Source organism: Aeromonas sp. R2-2, assembly GCF_040908355.1.
Lineage (GTDB): Bacteria > Pseudomonadota > Gammaproteobacteria > Enterobacterales > Aeromonadaceae > Aeromonas > Aeromonas veronii.
Window position 1 is genome coordinate 19,691 of sequence record NZ_JBFODQ010000076.1, and the last position, 24,166, is coordinate 43,856.

22 protein-coding genes and 1 other annotated feature are annotated in these 24,166 nt (G+C 59.5%); of the genes, 13 read left to right on the forward strand and 9 right to left on the reverse strand.

The features are described from left to right. Window positions 1–10 precede the first annotated feature (10 nt). Window positions 11–907, reverse strand: a complete 897-nt coding sequence (hisG, locus tag AB5Z09_RS16670) for an ATP phosphoribosyltransferase (RefSeq protein WP_005352174.1) — start codon at window positions 905–907, stop codon at window positions 11–13. Window positions 908–936: 29 nt separating this feature from the next. After that, window positions 937–1,061 (reverse strand) — a sequence feature (His leader region). A gap of 187 nt (window positions 1,062–1,248) precedes the next feature. Between hisG and AB5Z09_RS16675 the strand changes: the two genes are divergently transcribed. The 7 genes from AB5Z09_RS16675 to rnd all read left to right on the forward strand — a co-directional run bounded on the left by AB5Z09_RS16675 (window position 1,249) and on the right by rnd (window position 8,890). Beyond that, the gene (locus AB5Z09_RS16675; protein WP_047440092.1) at window positions 1,249–1,494 is read left to right on the forward strand and encodes a hypothetical protein; all 246 of its coding nucleotides are present in this window, start codon (window positions 1,249–1,251) and stop codon (window positions 1,492–1,494) included. Window positions 1,495–1,561: 67 nt separating this feature from the next. Then, window positions 1,562–3,481: an ATP-dependent DNA helicase gene (locus tag AB5Z09_RS16680; RefSeq protein WP_158110778.1), complete on the forward strand. Its 1,920-nt coding sequence runs from the start codon at window positions 1,562–1,564 to the stop codon at window positions 3,479–3,481. Between the two features lie 90 nt (window positions 3,482–3,571). Further along, window positions 3,572–4,273, forward strand: coding sequence for a tRNA (adenosine(37)-N6)-threonylcarbamoyltransferase complex dimerization subunit type 1 TsaB (tsaB, locus tag AB5Z09_RS16685; RefSeq protein WP_005345613.1), 702 nt, complete (start codon window positions 3,572–3,574; stop codon window positions 4,271–4,273). A 118-nt stretch (window positions 4,274–4,391) separates the two neighbouring features. Continuing rightward, window positions 4,392–4,907: a Slp family lipoprotein gene (locus tag AB5Z09_RS16690; RefSeq protein ID WP_041202708.1), complete on the forward strand. Its 516-nt coding sequence runs from the start codon at window positions 4,392–4,394 to the stop codon at window positions 4,905–4,907. An 8-nt stretch (window positions 4,908–4,915) separates the two neighbouring features. Beyond that, entirely contained in the window at window positions 4,916–5,794 is an 879-nt protein-coding gene (locus AB5Z09_RS16695; RefSeq protein WP_368195766.1) for an alpha/beta fold hydrolase, read from the forward strand. A gap of 198 nt (window positions 5,795–5,992) precedes the next feature. After that, window positions 5,993–7,669 carry a long-chain-fatty-acid--CoA ligase FadD gene (gene fadD / locus AB5Z09_RS16700; RefSeq protein WP_100654806.1) on the forward strand — a complete coding sequence of 559 codons (1,677 nt, stop codon included), beginning with the start codon at window positions 5,993–5,995 and terminating at the stop codon, window positions 7,667–7,669. Between the two features lie 108 nt (window positions 7,670–7,777). Next, on the forward strand, window positions 7,778–8,890 hold the full coding sequence (gene rnd / locus AB5Z09_RS16705) for a ribonuclease D (protein WP_368195767.1): 1,113 nt from the start codon (window positions 7,778–7,780) through the stop codon (window positions 8,888–8,890). A gap of 189 nt (window positions 8,891–9,079) precedes the next feature. Here rnd and AB5Z09_RS16710 read toward each other — a convergent pair whose 3' ends face one another. From AB5Z09_RS16710 to selD, 3 genes are read right to left on the reverse strand one after another with little or no spacing between them, the layout of a single operon-like run. Further along, window positions 9,080–9,724: an MBL fold metallo-hydrolase gene (locus AB5Z09_RS16710; protein ID WP_368195768.1), complete on the reverse strand. Its 645-nt coding sequence runs from the start codon at window positions 9,722–9,724 to the stop codon at window positions 9,080–9,082. A 22-nt stretch (window positions 9,725–9,746) separates the two neighbouring features. Further along, on the reverse strand, window positions 9,747–10,862 hold the full coding sequence (mnmH, locus tag AB5Z09_RS16715) for a tRNA 2-selenouridine(34) synthase MnmH (protein ID WP_368195769.1): 1,116 nt from the start codon (window positions 10,860–10,862) through the stop codon (window positions 9,747–9,749). Next, window positions 10,859–11,896, reverse strand: coding sequence for a selenide, water dikinase SelD (selD, locus tag AB5Z09_RS16720; protein ID WP_368195771.1), 1,038 nt, complete (start codon window positions 11,894–11,896; stop codon window positions 10,859–10,861). Before selD ends, mnmH begins: the two co-directional genes overlap by 4 nt. Before the next feature lie 405 nt (window positions 11,897–12,301). On the opposite strand from selD, the gene AB5Z09_RS16725 reads away from it, so the two are divergent. Further along, window positions 12,302–12,730: a GNAT family N-acetyltransferase gene (locus tag AB5Z09_RS16725; RefSeq protein WP_368195772.1), complete on the forward strand. Its 429-nt coding sequence runs from the start codon at window positions 12,302–12,304 to the stop codon at window positions 12,728–12,730. Between the two features lie 34 nt (window positions 12,731–12,764). On the opposite strand, the gene AB5Z09_RS16730 is transcribed toward AB5Z09_RS16725, so the two are convergent. From AB5Z09_RS16730 to AB5Z09_RS16740, 3 genes are all read right to left on the reverse strand, one after another. Then, window positions 12,765–13,949 (reverse strand): acyltransferase family protein, encoded by a 1,185-nt coding sequence (locus AB5Z09_RS16730; protein WP_368195773.1) that lies wholly within the window; start codon window positions 13,947–13,949, stop codon window positions 12,765–12,767. 344 nt (window positions 13,950–14,293) lie between these two features. Further along, a complete protein-coding gene (locus AB5Z09_RS16735) occupies window positions 14,294–15,487 on the reverse strand; it encodes a class I SAM-dependent methyltransferase (protein WP_005336736.1) in 1,194 nt (397 codons plus the stop codon). Window positions 15,488–15,600: 113 nt separating this feature from the next. Further along, window positions 15,601–17,031: a methyl-accepting chemotaxis protein gene (locus AB5Z09_RS16740; RefSeq protein ID WP_368195775.1), complete on the reverse strand. Its 1,431-nt coding sequence runs from the start codon at window positions 17,029–17,031 to the stop codon at window positions 15,601–15,603. An 82-nt stretch (window positions 17,032–17,113) separates the two neighbouring features. On the opposite strand from AB5Z09_RS16740, the gene AB5Z09_RS16745 reads away from it, so the two are divergent. Beyond that, window positions 17,114–17,386, forward strand: coding sequence for an acylphosphatase (locus AB5Z09_RS16745; RefSeq protein WP_005345583.1), 273 nt, complete (start codon window positions 17,114–17,116; stop codon window positions 17,384–17,386). Window positions 17,387–17,401: 15 nt separating this feature from the next. Next, window positions 17,402–18,280, forward strand: a complete 879-nt coding sequence (locus AB5Z09_RS16750) for a CHAD domain-containing protein (RefSeq protein ID WP_368195776.1) — start codon at window positions 17,402–17,404, stop codon at window positions 18,278–18,280. A 137-nt stretch (window positions 18,281–18,417) separates the two neighbouring features. Here AB5Z09_RS16750 and metG read toward each other — a convergent pair whose 3' ends face one another. After that, on the reverse strand, window positions 18,418–20,451 hold the full coding sequence (metG, locus tag AB5Z09_RS16755; protein ID WP_104014789.1) for a methionine--tRNA ligase: 2,034 nt from the start codon (window positions 20,449–20,451) through the stop codon (window positions 18,418–18,420). A gap of 186 nt (window positions 20,452–20,637) precedes the next feature. On the opposite strand from metG, the gene apbC reads away from it, so the two are divergent. The 3 genes from apbC to dcd all read left to right on the forward strand — a co-directional run bounded on the left by apbC (window position 20,638) and on the right by dcd (window position 23,120). After that, window positions 20,638–21,720, forward strand: a complete 1,083-nt coding sequence (gene apbC, locus AB5Z09_RS16760; RefSeq protein ID WP_368195777.1) for an iron-sulfur cluster carrier protein ApbC — start codon at window positions 20,638–20,640, stop codon at window positions 21,718–21,720. 110 nt (window positions 21,721–21,830) lie between these two features. After that, entirely contained in the window at window positions 21,831–22,475 is a 645-nt protein-coding gene (gene udk, locus AB5Z09_RS16765; protein ID WP_005345570.1) for a uridine kinase, read from the forward strand. 63 nt (window positions 22,476–22,538) lie between these two features. Next, window positions 22,539–23,120: a dCTP deaminase gene (gene dcd / locus AB5Z09_RS16770; RefSeq protein WP_005336719.1), complete on the forward strand. Its 582-nt coding sequence runs from the start codon at window positions 22,539–22,541 to the stop codon at window positions 23,118–23,120. Window positions 23,121–23,174: 54 nt separating this feature from the next. On the opposite strand, the gene AB5Z09_RS16775 is transcribed toward dcd, so the two are convergent. Further along, the coding region (locus tag AB5Z09_RS16775; RefSeq protein WP_368195206.1) for an IS4 family transposase at window positions 23,175–24,166 on the reverse strand (992 nt) is incomplete at its 5' end.

Sequence of the window (24,166 nt, forward strand, 5' to 3'; positions counted from 1 at the left end):
TGTCCCTTCCTTATTCCATCATTTTTTCGATGGGCAGCACCAGAATGGAGCTGGCACCGAGGGCCTTGAGCTGCTCCATGGTCTCCCAGAACAGGGTCTCGCTGGAGACGACGTGCAGCGCCACCTGATTAGTGTCACCGGCCAGTTGCATGATGGTGGGGCGCTCGGCACCCGGCAGCAGATCGGTGATGGCATCGAGCTTGTCTTTGGGGGCGTGCAGCATGATGTACTTGCTCTCGCGGGCCTGCTGCATCCCCTGAATGCGGGGTAGCAGTTTATCGATGAGCTTCTGCTTGGCATCGGACAAGGGGTTGGGGGCCTGGACCAGTACCGCCTTGGAGCGGTAGATCACCTCCACCTCTTTCAGACCATTGGCTTCCAGGGTCGCACCGGTGGAGACCAGATCGCAGATGGCATCAGCCAAGCCCGCTCGGGGTGCCACTTCCACCGAGCCGCCCAGCATCACGCTCTTGAAGCCAAGGCCCTTTTCATCGAAGAAGCGCTTGAGCAGCCCCGGGTAGGAGGTGGCAATGCGCTTGCCCGCCAGACTCTGTGGCCCTGTGTAGGTCACATCTTCCGGCACCGCCAGCGAGAGGCGGCAGCCACCAAAGTCCAGCTGCTTGAGGGTTTTGACCTCGAAGGGGAGGCCTTGGGAGGCGCGAATAAGCTGCACCTCTTCCAGCACGTTCTCGCCGATGATGCCAAGGTCGACCACCCCTTCCATCACCAGACCCGGGATGTCGTCATCACGCACCCGCAGGATATCGATGGGCATGTTCTCGACATGGGCGATGAGGCGCTGCTCGCGCAGGTTGATTTTCAGGCCACAGCTCTTGAACAGGGCCTGGGAGTCCTGGCTCAGACGACCGGACTTTTGCATGGCGATACGTAGACGTTGTGTTTCCATTTGCTCGATTTCCTTTTAGTCAAAAACGAAAAAACCCTCGGAAGTGTGTGCTTCCGAGGGTTTATGAATCTTGCGGTCCTTTTGGAAGTCACCAGTTAAGTGTCTTCCAGCAGTCAACCTCCTGAAAGACTAGTCGGGATGATGATGGTGGTGATGAGTCTTCAGGGTGGTGAACTTCATGTAATCAATCCTTTACAAAATAAGATGTCGTAATTGACGCCTGATTTAAACTACCTGCCTTGACAGAAAATGCAACCCGAAATTGTGATTTGATCGATTAAAGTGGAGAAAACGGTTTTCTGGTCGATAACTAGACAATAACCCCTGCAGGAGTCGCCATCATGCCCAGCCAGGACCTGTTGTTCCCCATTTTGCCCCGGGCGCCCGCCGCGCCCGGCAGCGAAGAGATCAAGCGGGAAGTGAACCAGATCAGCAAAAAGCACCAGTTGCGCAAGACCAGCACTGACAACAGTGACTCCCAGCAGCGCCAGCAGGCATATAACACGCCAGCTAAGCGTGATCAGCCAAAGGCGGAGGAGGGTGATCACAAGCCGGACCCCGAGCATCAGATCGATCTGTTCGTCTAGGCAGATTATCTGTCCCGCTTTTGCCACGCTTTTGGCATAATGGCCGCTTTTGCTGCGGGACGCCCTTTTGACCATCCAGACCCTGTTCAAGCCAGATGGCCCTCTGGCCAGCCATATCGACGGTTTCAAAGCCCGCGCTCCCCAACTGGAGATGGCCGAAGCGGTCGCGCGCGCCATCAAGAGTGGTGGCCGTCTGCTGGTGGAGGCAGGAACCGGTACCGGCAAGACCTACGCCTATCTGGTCCCTGCGCTGGAATCCGGCAAGCGGGTGGTGATCAGCACTGGCTCCAAGAACCTGCAGGAGCAGCTCTTCTATCGGGATCTTCCGACCATCACAGGGGCGCTCTCCTACACCCCGCCGGTTGCCCTGCTCAAGGGTCGCAGCAACTATCTCTGCATCGAGCGGATGAACCGGCTCTTGAGCGAATCCCATCTGCAAAAGCCTGAAATCCTGAACGATCTGGTGAAGGTCAAATCCTGGTCCACCGCCACCGATAACGGCGATGTGGGGGATATTCCGGGATTGCAGGAGAACGCCGAGATCCTTGCCCACGTCACCAGCACCAACGACAACTGTCTCGGTCGCGACTGCCCCTATTACGACGATTGCCATCTGGTGGTGGCCCGACGCCGCGCCATGGATGCCCAGGTGGTGGTGATCAATCATCACCTCTTCTTCGCCGATATGGCGGTGAAAGACACCGGATTTGGTGAGTTGGTGCCCGAAGCGCAAGTCTATGTGTTTGACGAGGCGCACCAGCTGCCGGAGATCGCCACCAACTACTTCGGCAAGTCGGTAGGCAGCCGAACGATTCAGGATCTGGCGCAGGATATCCAGCTGGCCTATCGGGCAGAGGCGCACGACATGGCCCAGCTCGGCAAGGCGGCGGACCGGCTTGCTATCGCCAGTCAGGATCTGCGTCTGGCCTTCGGAGTGGATGGCGGTCGCGGCAATACCCGCGACATGCTGCGCCAGCCGCTCTGGGGGCAGGCCTTGGCTCGTCTCAACGATGCCATCGGGCTCTGCTACGAGGTGCTGAAACTGGCTCTCGGCCGTGGCGAGCAGCTGGATCACGCCTTCGAGCGCATCAGTGAACTGCGCACCCGCCTGGGTGAAGTGCTGGCGGTCAACCAGACCGGTTTCTCCTACTGGTATGACTGCTCACGGCTTCATTTCACCCTCAATCTGACGCCGCTCTCGGTGGCCGAGCGATTCAGTGCCGAGGTGCAGAAACCGGAGGTGGCCTGGGTCTTTACTTCCGCCACCCTGACGGTGGATATGCGCTTTGATCACTTCAAAGCCGAGCTGGGGCTGGCAGGCAGCGCCGAGCTGATCCTCGACAGTCCGTTCGACTATGGCGAGCAGGCGCGGCTCTGTGTGCCCCGCTATCTGCCGGAGCCCAACGCCTTTGGCCGTGGCGAGCAGCTGGCCAATCTGATGATCCCCCTCATCAACAAGACGCCGGGTGGCTGTTTCTTCCTCTGCACCAGCCATCAGGTGATGCGTCAGGTGGCCGAGGTGCTGCGCCGGGAGATTGGCCGCACCGTCTTGTTGCAGGGGGAGGACAACAAGCAGCGGTTGCTCAAGGAGTTTGTCGAGAATGGCCGCGCCGTGCTGGTGGCGACCAGCAGCTTCTGGGAGGGGATCGACGTGCGAGGGGCTGCGTTGTCGTGTGTTATCATCGACAAGCTGCCGTTTGCCAGCCCCGATGATCCGCTGCTCAAGGCGCGGGTGGATGATTGCAAGCTCAAGGGGGGCGATCCCTTCGCCGAGCTGCAGCTGCCCAAGGCGGTGATTGCCCTCAAGCAGGGGGTGGGGCGGCTTATTCGTGATCGCAGTGATCACGGGGTGCTGGTGATATGTGATCCTCGAATGGTCAACAAACCTTACGGCGCCACCTTTATCAAGAGTCTGCCTGCCATCCCCCGTACCCGGGAGTTGGGAACGTTGGGGAGTTTTTTCGATCGCACTGAACGCGGTGAATAAGGGTGCCGCCAGCTAACAGATTTGAACAACGGGTGAGCATATCTCGCTTGCCGGTTATGTAATTGACTGATTTTATAGAGATTGGAAAGCATGAACGAGTTGAAGATCCTGGCCGTTGATACCGCCACCGAAGCCTGCTCCGCCGCCTTGCTGGTGGGTGACAAGCTGTTCTCCCGCTGGGAGGAGGCGCCACGGGATCACACCCGAAAAATCCTGCCCATGGTTCAGGCTGTGTTAGAGGATGCCGGGATAAGTTTGAGTGACCTCGATGCCATCGCGTTCGGCCGCGGCCCGGGCTCCTTTACCGGCGTGCGGATCGGCATCAGTGTGGCGCAAGGTTTGGCGTTTGGCGCGGGAGTGCCGCTGATTGGCATCTCGACCCTGGCCGCCATGGCGCAAGGCGCCTATCGACTGGATGGCGCCGAGCAGGTGCTGACCGCCATCGATGCGCGGATGAACGAGGTCTATTTCGGCCGCTATGAGCTCATTGATGGCCGCATGCAGCTGGTGGGGGACGAGGTGGTGAGCGAACCCGCGGCACTTGTTGACGTCCGTGGCAAGCTTGCGGGCCCTGTGACCTGCGTCGGCACCGGTTTTGAAACCTATGGCGAGACCCTGAGTGGTCTGGCCGATGAGCTGGCGGTGAGCCAGGTGCGTTTCCCGGCGGCAGAAGACATGTTGCCGCTGGCCCGTGCCGCCTGGCTGGCGGGGGAGGCGGTACCGGTTGAACAAGCAACGCCGGTCTATTTGCGTGACAAGGTGACCTGGAAAAAACTGCCGGGTCGCGAATAAGGGCAGGAGCACTGACGTCATGTCGCTCTTGCCGCTCATCAGCTGCAACACAAGCGGATGGCCCGACGGGCCACGCTGGCAACAGGAGAGTGACATGATGCGTAATACCAGAAGCGACATGATGAAACGCGGGATGGTGGTCGGGGCGCTGGCTCTGCTGCTCGGGGCCTGCAGCTCGGTCCCCAAAGAGCTGGCCTATGAGCCAGAAAACCAACTGGTGGCCTATCAGCCCGCCCTTGGCGGAATGGAGGGCAAACCGGCCCGCTGGAGCGGCGTTATCTCGGCGGTGCACAACAAGGCGGATCAGAGCGTCATTGAAGTGGTCTACTTGCCGCTCAAGTCCAACGGTGTGCCGGAGCAGACCGAGCAGAGCCCGGGCCGTTTTCTGGCCATCATGAAGGGTTTTGTCGATCCGACCCTCTACGCCAAGGGGCGCAGCCTGACAGTGCTGGGCACCATAGGCAAACCGGTTGATAGCCAGATTGGCGAGCACAAGTACCGCTTCTCGGTGCTCAATGTGACGGGCAGCAAGCTGTGGCCGCCAGTCAAAGAGGTGGAGGTACGCTATATGGACCCCTACTTCTATGACCCCTTCTATGATCCCTTCTGGCCGAGACGGCCGCTGCGTCGCTAAGGCTTGCCATGATCAAGAGCATCAAAAGCACTCTGCACGAACGTCTGCTCACCTTGGCAGATGGTCGGCAGGTGGCCCTGCTTGAGAATCAACTCGCGGATCAGGCTCAGCAGGGCAAACCCCTGCTGATTGCGCTGCACGGCTGGCTCGACAACAGTGCCAGCTTCTTGCCGCTGGCGCCGCATCTGGGAGATTTTCACCTCATCTGTGTCGAGCTGCCGGGGCACGGTCACTCCGATCACAAGACCACCCCTTATGTTTTTGTCGACTGGCTGGACGATCTCTACCAGATCGTGCAGGCGGCGGGCTGGTCACGCTTCACTCTGCTCGGTCACTCCCTCGGGGCGTTGATCGCCTCGACCTATGCCGGGGTGTTTCCCGAACAGGTGGAACGGCTGATCATGCTGGAGGGGCTGGGCCCGCTCAGTCAGCCCGATGAGGAGGTACCTGCCCAGCTGCGACGTGCGATTTTAAACCGCAGTCGCACCAGGGAGCGCAGTGCCAACGGCTTTGCTTCCATCGATGAAGCCGTCGCCGCCCGTTGCAAGGTGGCGGATATCACGCCGCAGGCGGCGCGCCTGATCTGTGAGCGGCAGCTTGAAGAGCGGGCAGGCCGCTGGTACTGGCGCAGTGACCCCCGATTGCGGGATCTTTCACCCCTGAGAATGAGCGAAGGGCAGGCCCGGGCACTGATGGCGGCTATCCGTTGTCCTGTGCTGTTGATTCAGGGGGAGCAGGGCTTTGCTGCACTTGAAGCCCAATGGCAGGCCCGTCAGGATGCCTTCCAGCAGATCGAGCGGGTCATATTGGGTGGAAACCACCATTTTCATATGGAAAATTCGGTTGATACGGCCGTTTGTATCGTAAAGTTTTGTCAAGTTCGGTAGAATCGCCAGCTTTCAATAATTCCAGGTTTGTTTTCTCCCTCACATTTTTCTGTTGTTAATTTGCTGTTAATTGATGTTGCGCTGTGTAAATATGAGCGGCATTAGAGCATCAGCTTAAAACAACCGATTAAAATGGATGTGAACCGGGACGGAGGCAACACAGTGAGCGCACAGGTGCTAGTTATGCAGGAGAAGTTTGTGGAAAAAGTCTGGCTGAAACGTTATCCGGAAGGGGTCCCCGCCGAGATCAATCCAGACCAATACAGCTCCCTGGTCGAGATGTTCGAATCCTCGGTGACCCAGTTTGCCGATCAGCCCGCCTTCGTCAACATGGGCCAAACCATCACCTACCGCCGGCTGGAAGAGCAGTCCCGCGCTTTTGCTGCCTACCTGCAAAACGAGCTGAAGCTGGAGAAAGGGGATCGGGTTGCGGTGATGATGCCTAACCTGCTGCAATACCCCATCGCCGTGTTCGGCATCCTGCGCGCCGGCATGATAGTGGTCAACGTCAACCCGCTCTATACCCCGCGCGAGCTGGAGCATCAGCTCAAAGATTCCGGTGCCAAGGCCATCGTCATCGTCTCCAACTTCGCCCATACCCTGGAAAAGGTGGTCTACGACACCCCGATCAAGCATGTTATCCTGACCCGGATGGGGGATAACCTGGGGCTGGCCAAGGGCACCCTGGTCAACTTCGTGGTCAAGTACGTCAAGAAGCTGGTGCCGAAATACAATCTGCCCCACGCTACCACCATGCGTCAGGCCCTCTCCAAGGGGCGTTTCCTGCAGTACATCAAGCCGGAGATCACCAACGACGATCTCGCCTTCCTGCAGTACACCGGTGGCACCACCGGCCTCTCCAAAGGGGCCATGCTGACCCATCGCAACATGATTGCCAACGTCGAGCAGTGCCTCGGCGTCTACGGCCCCATGCTGGAGCGCGGCAAGGAGTTCGTGGTCACCGCGCTGCCGCTCTACCACGTCTTTGCCCTGACCGTGAACTGCCTGCTCTTTATGCGCATCGGCGGTTACAACCTGCTGATCAGTAACCCGCGCGACATTCCGGGTTTTGTCAAAGAGATCAAGAAGTATCCCTTCACCTGCATTACCGGGGTCAACACCCTGTTCAATGCGCTGGTCAACAATGAAGAGTTTCAGGGGATAGCCTTTGACAAGCTCAAGCTCACCATCGGCGGCGGCATGGCAGTGCAGCGCGCGGTTGCGGAGAAGTGGAAGACACTGACCGATACCCCGCTGCTGGAAGGCTATGGCCTGACCGAGTGCTCACCACTGGTGAGCGTCTGTCCCTACGACCTCACTGATTACAATGGCTCTATCGGTTTGCCGGTCTGCTCTACCGAGATCCGTCTGGTAGATGACAACGGTCAGGTGATCCACACCCTCGGCACCCCGGGCGAGATGCAGGTACGCGGCCCGCAGGTGATGGTGGGCTACTGGCAGCGTCCCGAGGCGACCGCCGAAGTGATGCAGGATGGCTGGCTCTGTACCGGTGATATCGCCGTCTGCGACGAGCAGGGCTTCTTCAAGATAGTTGACCGCAAGAAGGACATGATCCTGGTCTCCGGTTTCAACGTCTATCCGAACGAAATCGAAGATGTCGTTGCCCTGCACCCGAAAGTGCTGGAAGTGGCTGCCGTGGGTGTGCCACACAAGGTTTCCGGCGAGTTGGTGAAGATCTTTGTGGTCAAGAAAGATGCAAAATTGCAGGAGGACGAGATTATTGCCCACTGCCGCAAACATCTGACTGCCTATAAGGTGCCGAAACTGGTAGAATTTCGTGACGAACTTCCCAAGACCAATGTGGGCAAGATCCTGCGCCGCGTACTGCGCGACGAGGAGATTGCCAAGCAATAACCGGACTGTGGCTGCAGAAGCCTCTGCAAACCAGCACCGTCGTTATGCAAAACCGTGGGTCATCCCACGGTTTTTTCTTTTTGGCCCTGATCAACCGCGCAGGCACAGATGCACTATCAACTTATCACTCAGCAAGACGAACTTGAGCAGTATCTCGCTTCTCTGGCCGACGTTCCCCTGGCTATCGATACTGAATTCGTTCGCACCCGTACCTACTACCCCCAGCTTGGCCTGTTCCAGATCTATGACGGCGAGCATCTGGCGCTGCTGGATCCGCTGACGCTGGATCTCTCCGCCCTCTGGCAACGACTGGGCAGGGAAGGGCAGATCGCCATCCTGCACGCCTCTGGCGAAGATCTGGAGCTTATCCAGCATCAGGCGGGCCACCTGCCCAACCAGATGCACGACACCCAGCTGGCTACCGCCTTTCTCGGTTACGGCGTCTCGGTCGGTTTTGGTGCGCTGGTGAATGAATTCCTCGGGGTCGAGCTGGAAAAAGATCAGGCGCGCACCGACTGGCTGGCACGCCCGCTTACGCCACGTCAGCTCGAATACGCGGCGGCGGATGTCTTCTACCTGATGCCGCTCTACGAGAAGGTGATGGCCAAACTGCGGGAAAGCGGCAAGTTTGCCTGGTTCGAGCAGGAGTGCCAAAACCACTCCGCCCGCAAGACCCAGGGTAGCGATCCACGTCAGGCTTATCTTGACATCGTCAACGCCTGGCAACTGGGTCGCCGCGAGCTCGCCATTCTGCGCGAGCTAGCCGCCTGGCGCCAGCAAGAGGCGGTGCGCCGGGATCTAGCCCTCAATTTTGTGGTGAAAGAGCTGCACCTGTTCAAGGTGGCGGAGCGTCGTCCTGCCTCCATGAGGGATCTCAACGAGCTCGGCCTCTCGCCCATCGAGATCAAGATCCACGGCAAGCGGATGCTGGATATTGTCGCCAAGGCGCAGCAGAGCGATCCTGACAGCTGGCCCGAGCCCATTCGCCGGCTGGTGGACTTTCCCCAGTACAAGGCCGAGCTCAAGCGCATCAAGGCCATGGTGGAAGAGAAGGCCAAGGCGAGCAATATTCCGCCCGAGCTGATTGCCAGCAAGAAGATCATTCACCAGTACTTCACCTGGAGCTGGCGGATGAACGACGAAGAGCGGGCCCGCAGCGACAAGCCGTTGCTGCTGCAAGGGTGGCGTCATGAGCTGGTCGGTCACCTGCTGGCACAATAAGCCACCAGACGGTTGCACCTATAAATCAATCCTCACCCCCGGGTGGGGATTTTTATTGGGCGAAAGAGACAAACAGGCATGCTGAAATGTGGTACGCAGGTGGGACATGGCTGGCCGGATGGCAGGAGTCGAGAATGAAAAAGAGAGCAGAGAAGAAAAGGCAGCGGCTAATACCGCTGCCTTTTTTGATCACCAGATAGGCTGGGTCAGGTAGGGGTTGCTCACCTTCTCGCGACCGAAGGTGGAGCTGGGGCCGTGGCCCGGGATAAAGACGATTTCGTCCCCCAGCGGCAGCAGGGTCTCGGTGATCGACTTGATCAGCGTACCGTGATCCCCACGGGGGAAGTCGGTGCGGCCTATGCTACCGGCAAACAGCACGTCGCCAACCCAGGCGAGCTGCTCGGTTTGGGAGAGTAGCACGATATGGCCCGGGGTGTGGCCGGGGCAGAAGTAGACATCCAGCTCGCACTGGCCAAGCTGCACCTTGTCACCCTGCTCCAGCCACTGGTCGGGGCTAAAGGCAGGAGTATGGGCGAAGCCGAACATCTGGCTCTGCTGGGGCAGCATGTCGAGCCAGAAGGCGTCCTCCTTGTGGGGACCGGTAATGGCGACGCCGGTCTTTTCCCGCAGCTCGGCGGCGGCACCCACATGATCCAGATGACCGTGGGTCAGCAGGATATGGGTCAGGGTCAGGCCGCGCTTGGCGATGGCCGCCAGCAGTTTGTCCGCTTCGCCGCCCGGATCGATCAGGGCCGCCTGATGGGTCTCGTCACACCAGATGAGGGAGCAGTTCTGGGCGAACTGGGTGACCGGGATCACCTCGAATTTCAACATAGAGTTCCTCTCTTGGGATGGGTCAGTCGCGCAGCGCGTTGGCATGCTGCTCGGCGAAATAGTCGAGACAGGCCTGTTTGTCACCGCGGAATACGATGCGCTCCTGCTTGTTGCCAAGCTGATAGAGATACATGGGGTCGTAGTAGCGGGTCAGCAGCAACGTGATCCAGGCCAGATGCAGCGCGGTATCACCGCTCTTTTCCTGCTCGGTGAGAGCGGTCTGCATCAGGGCATCCAGCTCACGGTGGGCCTGATCGCCGAGGCGGCGCTTGAGACGTGCCAACGCATCGGTGAGGTAGGCGGCAAACAGTGGCCATCCCTCTTCTTGGCCATACATGGCTTGATAGCGCAGCCAGAGATCGTGCACGTAATCTTCGCGGATCTGCTCGGCCCGATCGATCTGCGGTACATCTACCACCACCAGCGGTGCCTGACTCATGGCCTCATGGAGGGAGAGGGGCAGGCAGCAGCGGCCAATCAGGCGGCTCTCATCTTCGACCACGAAGGCATGCTCGCCCTGATGGCGGCGCTTGAGTAGTTCGATGGCCATGTTGTTTTCAAAGTTGATGTTGCTGGGCTGGCCGCCGGGCAGCTGACCAAACGACGAGCCCCTGTGATGGGCGTGTCCTTCCAGATCGAGCGCTTGGGCAACGTGGTCCAGCATATGGGTCTTGCCGGAGCCGGTCATGCCGGTCAGCACAGTCCAGCGACACTCGGCAGAGGCCTTGTCCTGGGTGTCGATCAGGAAGCGGCGCAGCTCCTTGTAGCCACCGGCGACGCGGGGGCGAGTCACCCCGGCATCAGCCAGCCACTGTTGTACGGTTTGCGAGCGCAGGCCGCCGCGAAAGCAGTAGAGCAGGGCATCGGGCTGCTTGCGCAACTGCGCCAGCCAGCCTTCGAGTCGCTCGGCACGTACTGCTCCCCCCACCAGCTTGTGTCCAAGCTCAATGGCGGCGGCCTGACCCTGCTTCTTGAAGCAGGTCCCCACCTGGGCGCGCTCATCGTCTGTCATCAAGGGCAGATTGGTCGAGCAGGGGAAGGCCCCCTCCTTGAACTCGATGGGGGCGCGCACATCAATCAACGGCACATCGTCCAAAAAGAGTTGGGCGTAGTCCGTGGCCAGTGGCAATTCACTCATTGGACAATCTCGATAAAGCGGGTGCCTTCAAGGGGCTTGATCTGGCCGATGGGCAAGAGCGCAAGGCCAGCTTCGTGCGCGATGGCGAGCAGCTCGGCTTCGCTCTCTTTACCCACGGCAACCAGCAGGCCGCCGCTGGTTTGCGGATCGCACATGATGTTGCGGGTGCGATCGTCCATGGCATCCAGCTTGTGGCCGTAGGAGTCGTGGTTGCGCAGGGTACCGCCCGGGACGCAGCCCTCGGCGAGGTAGTAATCCACCTCGTCCAGCAGCGGCAGCGCCTTGAAGTCGAGGCGGGCGCTGACATTGGATCCTTCGCACATCTCCAGCAGATGGCCAGCCAGACCAAAACCGGTGACGTCGGTCATGGCGTGGACACCGGGCAGCTCGGCAAAGCGCTGGCCAATCTTGTTGAGAGTGCACATGGCGTTGGGCGCCAGTTGCTCATGCTCGGGCTTGAGCTTGCCCTTCTTCTGGGCGGTGGTGAGGATACCGATACCAAGGGGCTTGGTCAGATAGAGGGTGTCACCCACCTTGGCGGTGTCGTTCTGCTTGATGGCGTCCAGGGGCACGATACCGGTCACCGCGAGGCCGAAGATGGGCTCGGGGGCATCGATACTGTGGCCACCGGCCAGCGAAATCCCCGCTTCATGGCACACCTGACGGCCGCCGTCGATCACCTGCTGGGCCACTTCTGCGGGCAGGGTATTGATGGGCCAGCCGAGGATGGCGATGGCAACGATAGGCTTGCCGCCCATGGCGTAGATATCGCTGATGGCGTTGGTGGCGGCGATGCGGCCAAAGGTGAAGGGGTCATCGACGATGGGCATGAAGAAGTCGGTGGTGGAGACAATGCCCTGACCGTTGCCGATATCGACAACGGCCGCGTCATCCTTGCTGCTGTTGCCAACGATCAGGGTCGGGTCGTTGAAGCCCGGGATCTGGCTCTTGAGAATGGTGTCGAGTACCTTGGGAGAAATTTTGCAGCCGCAGCCAGCGCCGTGGCTGTATTGGGTCAGACGAATGGAAGACATACTTACCCCTTTTATTTGCAAACAGAGCAGAGGCTCTGTGGAGCCGTCTTGGTCAGTGGGCGGCCTTGTAGATTGGAAGACAAGAAGCCGCAAATATGGGTGGCCTCGGTGCCAACAGGGGCAGCGATGACTGGCAGTTATGGAGGACCGCCAGGCCGGACGGGGAACAAGAGGGCGACAAGGTGCGCCAGCGCAGCCCCGCCAAGGGCCACAGGACGGAGCATTATGCCACATTTGCCCCTTGGGGTTCGAACAGGAATTCACATAAACAGCAGGGAATTGCCAGCACTTGCCTGTCATCGGTCTGGATCCGGCGCTGACTGAATGATTACAGTACAGATGCAGCAAAGAGAACGTCAAAGAGACCAACAGCACGCAACTGCCGATCTACAACAGGAGAGCTTAGTGACCACCACACTTTTGGTTAACCACCCCATCACCACGGCGCAGTTCGCGGCGTTGTTGGCGCAGACCTCGCTGGGGGCGAGACGGCCGCTGGAGCATCCAGCCACCCTGCAGGGCATGCTGGATAACGCCAATTTGCTGCTCACCGCTTGGCAGGGCGAGACCCTGGTCGGGGTGGCCCGCTCGGTGACCGATTTTCATTTTTGCTGCTACCTCTCGGATCTGGCGGTAGCCGAGTCGGTGCAGGGGCAGGGGATTGGCAAAGCACTTATTCGCGAGACGTTTTTGCAATTGCAGCCCGGCTGCAAGCTGATCCTGCTGGCCGCACCGCAGGCGGGGGCGTACTACCCCAAGCTCGGATTTAGCCAGCACCCGAGCGCCTGGGTGATGAGCAGTCTGGATGAACTGGTACTGGATGAGTTGGCATAAAACCGTCAACTCATCCAGACAGGGCGAGATTAGCTTATCCGGCTTGCTCCAGCGCCGGTTGCCGTGACTTGCCCCAGCGGCGCAGTCGTCGTTGTAGTGGTCGCTCCAGCAGGTTGTAGCTCAGCGCCGAGAGCCCGATCAGCACCGCCAGCATCAGCAAGGTTGCCACCACGCCCAACAGCGGGTGGGTCTGGGCATACCACCACGCGGTGAGCTCCGGCGCCAGGTAGTGGATCAGTTCGCAACCCGTGAGCAATACCAGCGCATGCAGCAGGTAGATGGAGTAGGAGAGATCCCCCAGCCAGTTGGTGAAGCGGTTGTCCAGCAGGCGCAGCAGCGGACTCTGGCGCGCCCCCTGTGCGGCGGCAATCCAAATCAGCAGCACGTAGGCACCAATGAGCAGCAAGGTCAGTGGCGGCGTCATGGCGAACTGCATCAGCGCGAAGGGCAGCACAAAGGCGATCAGCAGCGGCAGATCCCGTTGCATCATGGGCAAGCGTTGTGCGGCTTTTACCCTGGGCAGTAGCCAGAGCCCGAGCACAAATTCACTCACCCCGCGTCCCACTGCAAGCGCGCCGCTGGTGACATCCAGCGTGCCGCGACTGTGCACGATAAAGGCCAGCACCGTCAGCGCCAGCAGGGGGGCGAGATGGCTCCAGCGACTGCGGGTCACCGCCAGCGGGATAAGCAGCGGGAACAGCAGGTAGCTGATCCACTCCACGCTGAGGGACCAGGCGGCGAAGTTCCAGGTCAGCCCGTGATCGGTCACCACCTGCAGCAGCAGGAAGGCGCTTGGCAGCGCCTCGGCCGGGGTGAAGGGGGAACCGAAGGGCTGCATCCCTTCCCACTCCCACATCTTGAACAGGGGGCCAGCGTAGAAGCCCACCCCGTGCCGCGCCTTGTAAAGCTCCCAGCTAACCAGCAACAGCAGGGTCACCAGATAGAGGGGGTAGACGCGGGTCAGCCGCAGCCAGAGAAAGCGGCCATAGCCCACGGTGCGGGGCGTGCGGGTGAAGGCCTCCCCATAGACATGTGCCAGCACCACGCCGCTCAAAATAAAGAACAGATCGACCCAGAGGTAGCCGTTCTCGATGAGTTGGGTGTGGCCTGCGATCGGCTCCATCCACTGGGGAAAGAGCAATAATCGGGCATGGAACAGCACCACCATCAGGGCAGCGATGCCCCGCAGCGGCGTTAACAGCGGCAATGATTGATTCATATCGGGATCCCTTATGATGTTCAGCTTGGCCTGACATCTATTTTGTTGTTGTGCCGCCCATCAATCCTGACGGGACGGTTGCCCCGGCTCGGCTGCCGCAGGCGGGATCACACTACGGAAAAGAGAGTCATACGGGTGTGATTTAAATCATAAATGTGCAGTTATTGTGCAAAGTAATTTAAACAGAGAAGAAGTGGGGCGCCGGCAGCAAAAGAGGAGGAGAAGGAATGCGAATAAAGCAGAGAGGGGGAATCGGGACGAGCGTCAGGCTCAGGCACCATACGATGCAAAGCAATCAGGCCCGCAAGGGGCCTGATTGATCACAAGGGGAGAGTGGTTGCCGATCAGCGGGCGCGTACCACCAGACCCTTGAGGTAGAAGCCTTCTGGATAGGCGGTACCGATGGGGTGATCGGAGGCCTGGGAGAGCAGCTCCAGGATCTGGGCATCGCGACCGGCGTCGAGCGCTGCATCGGCGACGATCTTCTGGAACAGGCTCTGCTCCATCAGGCCGGAGCAGGAGTAGGTCAAGAGTACGCCACCCGGCGCCAGCAGCTGGAACGCCAGCATATTGATGTCCTTGTAGCCACGGCAGGCACCCAGCAGCTGGGCCTTGCTTTCGGCAAACTTGGGCGGGTCCAGCACGATGACATCGAACTTCTCGCCCTTCTCGCGATATTCACGCAGCAGCTTGAACACGTCGTGACGGACAAACTGGGTATTGCTGGTATCCAGCCCGTTCAGCTCGGCGTTCTGGCGGGCGATATCCAGTGCATTCTGGGAGAGATCGACGTTGACCACTTCCTTCGCGCCGCCCTTGAGGGCATAAACGCCAAAACCGCCAGTGTAGCAGAAGCAGTTGAGCACCCGCTTGCCTTCGGTGTATTTGGCGGCAGCCTGACGGTTGTCACGCTGATCCAGATAGAAACCGGTTTTGTGGCCGTTGCGAATATCCACCAGGATCTTGACGCCACCGTTCTCTTCGATGACCACCGGCTCGTTCGGGGTCTCGCCATAAATGACGCCGGTGCGCTCTTTCAGCCCTTCCTTCTTGCGCACTGCCACATCGGAGCGCTCATAGATGCTGCACTCTGGGTAGAGGGTACGCAGTGCTTGGGTGATCAGCTCACGCTGGAACTCGGCACCGGCAGAGAGGATCTGGCACACCAGAAAATCGGCATAACGGTCGATGGTCAGACCCGGCAGGCCATCGGATTCGGCGGCGCAGAGGCGATAGCCGGTGAGGCCCTGACGCTTGATCAGCGGATCGCGAGACTCCTGCGCATATTTGAGACGACGGATAAAGAAGTCGAGATCGACGGTCTCATCCTTGTCGAAGGTCCAGACCCGGGCACGGATCTGGGAACTGCCTGACCAGGCGCCACGGGCGAGCCACTTGCCATCGTTGGCATAGATCTCGACGGTATCGCCGTCAATGGGGTTGCCCTGAACCCGCTCAATCCCCTTGGAGAAGATCCAGGGGTGGCGACGCAGCAGGGATTTTTCGCGGCCTTTGACGAGATAGATGGAAGCGCTCATGGATGTTTGCCGATGGTAGAAAGAAAAGGGGCCACATTCTATGTGGCCCGCAGGTAAAACTCAAACAACCCTGTGTAATGGATGGGGTTGCCCTGATCTGACACCTCATATGGTCAGAGCTTAATCCCCTTGAGCGCCTGAGTCAGTTCGCTGGCTGTGGCTTTCAGCCCTTGCGTGCCAGCCACCGAGGCGCTGGCGGACTCTTCCACCTGCGCCGCTTCATGGCGCACCTGATCCAGATTGTGGGTGATCTCGGCGGCGACCGAGCTCTGCTCTTCGCTCGAGGTAGCGATCTGGGTGCTCATCTCCAGCACCGCATCGCTGTGGTTGCTCAGTTTTTCGATATCGAGCCCCACTTCGCTGATGAGCTGCTGGCTGCTGGCAGCGCGCCCTACAGTCTTTTCCATGATCTCGTTCAGCGCGCCGGTACCGGTCTGCAGCTCTTCGATCATCTGCTGGATCTCTACCGTCGCCTGTTGGGTACGGCTGGCGAGGGTACGCACTTCATCCGCTACCACCGCAAAGCCGCGACCCTGCTCACCGGCACGGGCCGCTTCGATGGCGGCGTTGAGGGCCAGCAGGTTGGTTTGCTGGGAGATGGCGTTGATGACGTTGACCACCTCGTTGATCCGGTTGGCGTTGTGGGTGAGCCGCTCGACCGCGCCGGAGGCGTTGCCAATCTCGTCGGCTAGGGTACGGATCGCCTCTATGGTGCGGGCTACCCGGTTGGCGCCATTGGCCGCCTCTTCGCTCGATTGGCGGGTTTGTTGCAGGGTGTCGTCGGCATTGCGCGCTACTTCGCGAATGGCGGCTGACATCTGCTCCATGGCGGTGGCCAGTGAATCCATGTGCTGGCGCTGGGAACGCGCCATGCTCTCGCCTTCTCGTGCATGGTCACGAAACTCGTCGGCGGCCATGGTCAGCGCTTCGGCAGACTCCTCCACCAGTTTGACGATCTGGTGCTGGCGGTCGGTAAAGCGGTCGATGCTGCCCGCCAGGGTGGAGAACTCGTCGCGCACCGGAAAGAAGTTGAGACGGAAGGTGAGATCCCCGTCCGCCACGGTTTGCAGCGCCTTGTTGGTGGAGTAGAGCGCACCGGAGACAAAGGTCATCATGTAGTGGATCACCAGCGCCATCAGGGCGGCCAGCGCGCCGATCAGGAGCAGGGTAGAGCCCTGACCCTCCCACATGGAGAGGTTGCCGGTATCGAGATCACCGGTGACGTAGCCCGCCTGACCCGCTGGCGCGCTAAAGAGGTAGTGACCTCCTTGCTGCTGCAACCCGCTGCTGCCTTGCCGGGTCAGACGCAGATCAGCAGGCAACACCAGAGTGGGCTGCTGGCTGACCAGCTGCGCTGTGGTCTCAACCCGTTGCTGCAACTGCGCTACCCGCAGGGAGATCTCCTGCTGATGGCTGGCCGCCAGCATATACCAGCTGAGAAAAGCGATGATGAAGAGAGGTAACCAGAACGCGATATGGAATTTTTCACTGATGGTGAGGTGAATGAGATAGCGGTCAACCCACCGGAATTTAACTTCTTTCATAATGGAGCTGCATCCTGCAGAGATAGAGTGTCGGGCACATTATCGTCTCGGGAATTTTTTTCTTAAGCGGAAGGTGTGAGAAATGGGAGAGCAATCGTTTGTCATTCGGGTGTGGGGGCAGGTGCAGGGGGTGGGATTTCGCTATTTCACCCGTGAGCGGGCGCTGCAACTGGGTTTGCGGGGCCATGCCTACAACCTGGAGGATGGATCGGTGGAGATCCTCATCAGCGGCCCCGCGCAAGGGGTGCAGATGATGCTGGGTTGGCTGGAGCATGGCCCGCGCACCGCCAGGGTGACCCGGATGGAGTATGAAGAGGCGCTGCCGCCCACCGGTCAGGGCTTTCACACCAACTGAAGGGGCGGAGACGAGATGGACGCTGACAAGGAAGGTCTGTTGCTGACTCAGGCAACAAGCTGGGTCGCCCGTTATCAGGAGGCGGCGCGGGTGGTGCGCGAAGAGGCCAGTGAACCGGCCGTGCATGGCTACCGTATCGCAGCGCGCCGCTTGCTGGCGCTGCTCGCCCTGTGGCGACCACTCATCTATCATCCCGAGCTGGAGCGGCGTCTGCTGCGCTCGGTCGGGCGGCTCTCGGCGCTGCGGGATGCTCAGGTTTACGCCGAGCGTTTTGGCAAGCCGCCTGCCAGCACGGGCAATACCCACAAATCTGCCTGTCGCGTACCCCTGTTGTCGAGGCGACTGGCCCGCTGGCTTGCGGCGGTGGTGCAGGTGCAGGTGCAGGTGCAGGATGCGCGTGCATTGGCGTTCCTCTATCAGCAGCATCTGGCCCTGCGCCTTGATGAGGCGCAGAGCGCTCTCGATGAACATATTCTCTGCGTTGTGAAATCTGCCAGCTCCCGTCAGCAACAGTTGCGCCGCTGGCATCGGCTGCGCCTCGAGATCAAGCAGGCCCGTTATGGCGTGGAATTGTTGCTGGATCTGGGGAGTGGAGATCCCGGCTGGTTGAGCACTTTGACTCACTGGCAGGAGCGACTCGGCCAGTTGCAGGATTGGCGGCAATGGCGGCGGAGGTTGCGAACAGAGCAGGGGAACACCTGCAAGCAGACGAAACTACGGCAGCAGTTGAAGGGGAAGATCACCACCCGTTTGCGTCAACTGGACTGCCAGCTGGCGGAGCTGGTGGCGCTCAAACTGGCGATGCAGGCAGGCCACAACATGAATGACATGCCAAGTCGGGTGGTCAGGTATTCAGAACAAAATGTATCGCCCGCCAAGTCAAGCGGTGGATAGCCCCAAGGCCGCAATCTGCGAAAGTCATCCGCGACCAGCATCTACAAAAACTCTCCAAGCCACAAATGCGAGACAAAAAAAGAGAGGCCGTTTGGCCTCTCTTCTCTATCTGGCTGTGATCGCAGTCAGCGATGTGCTTACTTGACGCGCATACCAGGCTGGGCGCCTTCCTGCGGCTCCAGGATCCAGAGATCCTTGCCGCCCGGGCCTGCAGCCAGCACCATCCCTTCTGACATGCCGAAACGCATCTTGCGCGGCGCCAGGTTGGCCACCATCACTGTCAGCTTGCCTTCCAGATCTTCCGGGTTGTAGGCGGACTTGATACCGGCAAACACCTGACGGGTCTCGCCGCCGATATCCAGTTGCAGCTTGAGCAGCTTCTCGGCTTCCGGTACCGCTTCGGCCTTCTTGATCAGCGCGACGCGCAGGTCAATCTTGGCAAAATCGTCATAGGTGATGGTTTCGCTGATGGGGTCATCAGCCAGCGGGCCGGTCACTTTCGGTGCCTGCTCCTTGGCCAGGTCTTCCTTGGATGCCTCGATCATGGCTTCAATCTTCGCCGGCTCGATGCGGGAGAAGAGGGCCTTGAACGGCGCAACGGTATGGTCGACCAGCGGCATTTCGATGCCATCCCAGCTGAGGGTTTCGGCCAGGAAGGCTTCGGCACGCTCGGCCAGCAGCGGCATGACGGGCTTGAGGTAGGCCATCAGCACGCGGAACAGGTTGATACCGACGGAGCAAACGGCTTGCAGCTCGGCGTCAGCCCCTTCCTGCTTGGCGATGACCCAAGGAGCCTTGTCATCCACGTAGCGGTTGGCCTTGTCGGCCAACGCCATGATTTCACGGATGGCGCGGCTGAACTCGCGGCTCTCATACGCTTCGGCAATGGCGGTACGGGCATTGGCAAACTCGGCGTAGAGCTCGGGTTCGGCGCAGGTTGCCGCCAGCTTGCCGCCAAAACGCTTGGCGATAAAACCGGCGTTGCGGGAGGCGAGGTTGACCAGCTTGTTGACCACGTCAGCGTTGACGCGCTGCACGAAATCTTCGAGGTTCAAGTCCAGATCGTCGATGCGGCTGTTGAGCTTGGCGGCGTAGTAGTAACGCAGGCACTCCGGATCCAGGTGGTTCAGGTAGGTAGATGCCTTGATGAACGTGCCCTTGGATTTGGACATCTTGGCGCCGTTGACGGTCACATAACCGTGCACGTTGACCTTGGTCGGTTTGCGGAAGTTGGCACCTTCCAGCATGGACGGCCAGAACAGGCAGTGGAAGTAGGCGATGTCCTTGCCGATGAAGTGGTAGAGCTCGGCCTCGGAGTCCGCTTTCCAGTAGCTGTCAAAGTCGATGTCGCCACGCTTGTTGCACAGGTTCTTGAAGGAAGCCATGTAGCCGATGGGCGCATCCAGCCAGACGTAGAAGTACTTGCCCGGGGCGCCGGGAATTTCGAACCCGAAGTAGGGGGCATCACGGGTGATGTCCCACTGCTGCAGGCCGCTTTCGAACCACTCCTGCATCTTGTTGGCCATCTCTTCCTGAATGGCGCCTGAGCCGCGTACCCACTCTGCCAGCCATTTTTCAAACTGCGGCAGGTCGAAGAAGAAGTGCTCGGAGTCCTTCATTACCGGAGTGGCGCCGGAGACGGCAGATTTCGGATCGATAAGCTCGGTCGGGCTGTAGGTGGCGCCGCAGCTGTCGCAGTTGTCGCCATACTGCTCCGGAGATTTGCACTTGGGGCAGGTCCCCTTGACGAAACGGTCCGGCAGGAACATGGATTTTTCCGGATCGAACAGCTGGGAGATGGTGCGGCTCTTGATAAAGCCACCATTTTTCAGGCGGCCATAGATCAGCTCCGCCAGCTCGCGGTTTTCGTCGCTGTGGGTGGAGTGATAGTTGTCAAAGCTGATGTTGAACCCGGCGAAGTCGGCCTGGTGCTCCTTGGAGACCGCGGCGATCATCTCTTCCGGGGTGATCCCCATCTGCTGTGCCTTGAGCATGATCGGGGTGCCGTGGGCATCATCGGCACAGATGAAGTGCACCTGATGACCGCGCATTCGCTGATAACGAACCCAGATATCGGCCTGGATATGTTCCAGCATGTGGCCAAGATGGATGGAGCCATTGGCATAGGGGAGGGCGCAGGTTACCAGCATTTTACGAGGATCAGTTGCCATATTACGTTCTTGATGTGCTTGTTGGGATGATAGAGTGCCGTGCATGTTACCCGAATTGGGGGTAGCCTGCCTAGGGTTGTGGCTATGCCAACCTTGGCAGCACCTGCCGTTATGATGGCAGGCAAGCCACTGATTTGTGTGCGGTAACCGTTCACCTCAAGATAATGACAAGATAATGAGGAGTTAATGGTGATTGATTCAGTAAAACAGATCCTCGCCGAATTTAAGCCAGCTGGCTGGCACAAGGATCTGGTGGATGCCGGCTTCGTTCGCGAGATCATCAATCAGGGTCAGGGGCTCACTATCCGGCTGGTATTGCCGTTTGCCGGTCTTTCGCTGCTCGATCAGCTCAAAGAAAACTACGATGCCAGGCTGCGCAGCGCCACCGGCGCCGCCCGTATCGACTGGGCACTGGAGATTGACGTCGCCAGCATGCCGCGGGCGCAGGGCCTCAATGCCGTGCAGGGCATTCGCAACATCATCGTGGTTGCTTCCGGCAAGGGGGGGGTGGGCAAATCTACCACTGCGGTCAACCTGGCGCTGGCCCTGCAAAAAGAGGGCGCGCGAGTCGCCATTCTCGATGCCGATATCTATGGCCCTTCCATTCCCACCATGATGGGCACCCTCAAGGAGCGCCCGGTCAGCCATGACGGCAAGCTGATGGAACCGGTGATGGCCTGCGGCCTCAAGAGCAACAGCATTGGCTATCTGGTCTCCGAACAGGATGCCACCATCTGGCGCGGCCCGATGGCGAGCAAGGCGCTGGCGCAGATCCTCCATGAGACCCGCTGGGGCGAGGTGGATTATCTGGTGGTAGACATGCCCCCGGGCACTGGCGATATCCAGCTCACCATGGCCCAGCAGGTGCCGACTTCGGCGGCGGTGATCGTTACCACCCCGCAAGATGTGGCACTGGCCGATGCCCGCAAGGGGATCGCCATGTTCAACAAGGTCAATGTGCCGGTGCTCGGTATTATCGAGAACATGAGCTACCACGTCTGCAGCGCTTGTGGTCACCATGAGCCGCTGTTCGGTACCGGTGGCGGCCAGAAGATGGCAGAGCAGTATCAAGTGGCGCTGCTTGGCCTGTTGCCGTTGCACATCGACATCCGCCAGCACATGGATGATGGCTGCCCGACGGTGTTCGGCGCACCGGAAGGGAGCCTGGCTCAGGCCTATTTGAAGCTGGCGCGCAGGGTAGGGGCTGAACTCTTTTTCAGCGCAAAACCGATTGCGACCCCCCTCTATGCCATGGCCCTGGATGAATAATCGGCGGTCGGTCACTTGAAAGGGAATTGAGGGTGGGCATGACCCACCCTTTTTTATATAATGGATCGGTTTAAACCATCCCCACTGCTCTTCTCTTTTAGGTATTTGTCATGTCTGATACTCAACATTCGTGTGTGATCATCGGTATTGCGGGCGCATCTGCGTCTGGCAAAAGTCTTATAGCCCAGACCATTTATGAAGAGCTGGTGGCCGAACTGGGCGCAGGTCAGATTGGTGTGATCACCGAAGATTGCTACTACCGTGATCAGACCCACCTGACCATGGAAGAGCGGGTCAAGACCAACTATGACCACCCCAACGCGTTGGATCACGACCTGCTGGTACAGCACCTTAGTCAGCTGGTTAAAGGTGACGCGGTTGCCATTCCCCAGTACTCCTACACCGAACACACCCGGATGAGCGAAGTGACCCCGTTTGCGCCGCGCCGGGTGATCATTCTGGAAGGGATCCTGCTGCTGACCGACAGCCGTCTGCGGGATCTGATGGATGCCTCCATCTTCATGGATACCCCGCTCGACATCTGCCTGCTGCGCCGTCTGGTGCGTGATGTGCAGGAGCGTGGCCGGACTATGGACTCCGTGCTCAAGCAATATCAAAAGACCGTACGCCCCATGTTCCTGCAGTTTATCGAGCCTTCCAAACAGTATGCCGATGTGATCGTGCCTCGTGGTGGCAAGAACCGCATCGCCATCGACATGCTCAAGGCGCGTATCCGCCACATGTTGATCGGTTAAGATGAAACAAGCCGGGTGATGCCCGGCTTTTTTAAAAGCACAATTTGTCAGGAGAGTCGCCCAATGCGTCTGTGTGATACCGATATTGAACGCCATCTGGATGAAGGCAAGATCGTCATTGAGCCACGGCCCGGGGTAGAGCGGATCAGTGGTGTCAGTGTCGATGTGCTGCTGGGTAACGAGTTTCGGGTGTTTCGCGATCATACCGCACCCTATATCGACCTGAGCGGCCCGAGCAGCGAGATGGCCGATGCCATCGATCGGGTGATGAGTGATGAGATCCACATCCCCGATGGCGAAGCCTTCTATCTGCACCCGGGTCAGCTGGCGCTGGCGGTGACCTACGAATCCGTTACTCTGCCTGCCGATATCGTCGGCTGGCTGGATGGCCGCTCTTCATTGGCGCGCCTGGGTCTGATGGTGCACGTGACCGCGCACCGGATCGATCCGGGTTGGTCCGGTCGCATCGTGCTGGAGTTCTACAACGGCGGCAAATTGCCGCTGGCGCTGCGTCCGAAGATGAAGATCGGCGCCTTGAACTTCGAGATGCTCTCCGGCGTCGCGGCCCGTCCCTACAACAAGCGGGAAAATGCCAAGTACAAGAGCCAACAGGGCGCCGTTGCCAGCCGCATCAATCAGGACTGATAACTGGCAACACAGCAACGATTCAAGGGAGCACAAGGTGCTAATGCCAGTCAGTTAAGCCTGACTGGCATTGTTTTTATTGGCTTTTTTCACGGCATACTTCTGCGGCTTCGCCTTCACACTGCGGGGGTAACTTCGCTCCCTTCGTTCCGGCAGCACAAACTGGCCCGCTTGTTTCTCCAGGTCAGCTACCCGCTTCGGGATAGTACCCGGTGATAGGTACGGCATGCAGCTCAGTTCATGGATAAGATAGACCGACGCCATGTGAAAACTCAGCTGGCTCGCCGTGTATCCCTTCAGACTTGCCGCCATCTTTACCATCTGGCTGCGCAGCAGATTGTACGCCAGCAACACCCCCCACAGCTCCTGCCGTATACCCGCCGCCTTCTTGCTGCGCAAGGTCAGCCGGTGCTCTTGCAGGCTGTGCTTCATCTCCCGATAGCCCAACTCGATTTCCCAGCGATGGCTGTAGAGCTCGACAATATCGGCGCTCGGAAAGCGCATCGGGTCGACCATTGAGGTCAATACTTGGCGCTCCTTGCCGCTGATGTTGCGGGTCAGCAAACGGGCTTCCACCGTGTCCGGCAGTTGCGGCCACTTCTTGCGTGCCTGTGGACTGGTCTTGAGCTGCACCAGGGCATCCTGACGCCCCAGCTTGCGCACCACCTCGTATTGCGTGCCCTTTTTGAGTGGCAGCAGCCAGTGCCGCTCGCTGCCAGTGGTTTGCCAGGCGTGGAGCAGACCGAGAGAGTAAAACCCCTTGTCGAACAGAGTTAGCGAGTGGTCTGGTGTGTGCGCGACAAGCTGCTCGGCCAACACCATCTCGTTGACGGCGCAGCTCTCCATGACCGCCTGAACAAGCAGGTGGCTGGTCAGCTCCATCTGGCAGAGCATGCGTGCCTGCGGATAAGCGGTCTCCCCATGCTGAGTACCGGGCTTGGCAAAGGCAGCGGCATTGTCCGGGGTATCGGGTGTGCGCCACATCACGCCATCGACGGCGAGCAGTTGCAGCCCGGCCCAGCCGGGATGATTGGCCTGCTGGTGCC

Bases quoted from the DNA above. Each gene is read 5' to 3' on its own strand.
- hisG (WP_005352174.1), bottom strand. From the start codon at position 907: ATGGAAACACAACGTCTACGTATCGCCATGCAAAAGTCCGGTCGTCTG.
- AB5Z09_RS16675 (WP_047440092.1), top strand. From the start codon at position 1,249: ATGCCCAGCCAGGACCTGTTGTTCCCCATTTTGCCCCGGGCGCCCGCC.
- tsaB (WP_005345613.1), top strand. From the start codon at position 3,572: ATGAACGAGTTGAAGATCCTGGCCGTTGATACCGCCACCGAAGCCTGC.
- AB5Z09_RS16690 (WP_041202708.1), top strand. From the start codon at position 4,392: ATGATGAAACGCGGGATGGTGGTCGGGGCGCTGGCTCTGCTGCTCGGG.
- AB5Z09_RS16695 (WP_368195766.1), top strand. From the start codon at position 4,916: ATGATCAAGAGCATCAAAAGCACTCTGCACGAACGTCTGCTCACCTTG.
- rnd (WP_368195767.1), top strand. From the start codon at position 7,778: ATGCACTATCAACTTATCACTCAGCAAGACGAACTTGAGCAGTATCTC.
- AB5Z09_RS16710 (WP_368195768.1), bottom strand. From the start codon at position 9,724: ATGTTGAAATTCGAGGTGATCCCGGTCACCCAGTTCGCCCAGAACTGC.
- mnmH (WP_368195769.1), bottom strand. From the start codon at position 10,862: ATGAGTGAATTGCCACTGGCCACGGACTACGCCCAACTCTTTTTGGAC.
- selD (WP_368195771.1), bottom strand. From the start codon at position 11,896: ATGTCTTCCATTCGTCTGACCCAATACAGCCACGGCGCTGGCTGCGGC.
- AB5Z09_RS16730 (WP_368195773.1), bottom strand. From the start codon at position 13,949: ATGAATCAATCATTGCCGCTGTTAACGCCGCTGCGGGGCATCGCTGCC.
- AB5Z09_RS16735 (WP_005336736.1), bottom strand. From the start codon at position 15,487: ATGAGCGCTTCCATCTATCTCGTCAAAGGCCGCGAAAAATCCCTGCTG.
- AB5Z09_RS16740 (WP_368195775.1), bottom strand. From the start codon at position 17,031: ATGAAAGAAGTTAAATTCCGGTGGGTTGACCGCTATCTCATTCACCTC.
- AB5Z09_RS16745 (WP_005345583.1), top strand. From the start codon at position 17,114: ATGGGAGAGCAATCGTTTGTCATTCGGGTGTGGGGGCAGGTGCAGGGG.
- AB5Z09_RS16750 (WP_368195776.1), top strand. From the start codon at position 17,402: ATGGACGCTGACAAGGAAGGTCTGTTGCTGACTCAGGCAACAAGCTGG.
- metG (WP_104014789.1), bottom strand. From the start codon at position 20,451: ATGGCAACTGATCCTCGTAAAATGCTGGTAACCTGCGCCCTCCCCTAT.
- apbC (WP_368195777.1), top strand. From the start codon at position 20,638: ATGGTGATTGATTCAGTAAAACAGATCCTCGCCGAATTTAAGCCAGCT.
- udk (WP_005345570.1), top strand. From the start codon at position 21,831: ATGTCTGATACTCAACATTCGTGTGTGATCATCGGTATTGCGGGCGCA.
- dcd (WP_005336719.1), top strand. From the start codon at position 22,539: ATGCGTCTGTGTGATACCGATATTGAACGCCATCTGGATGAAGGCAAG.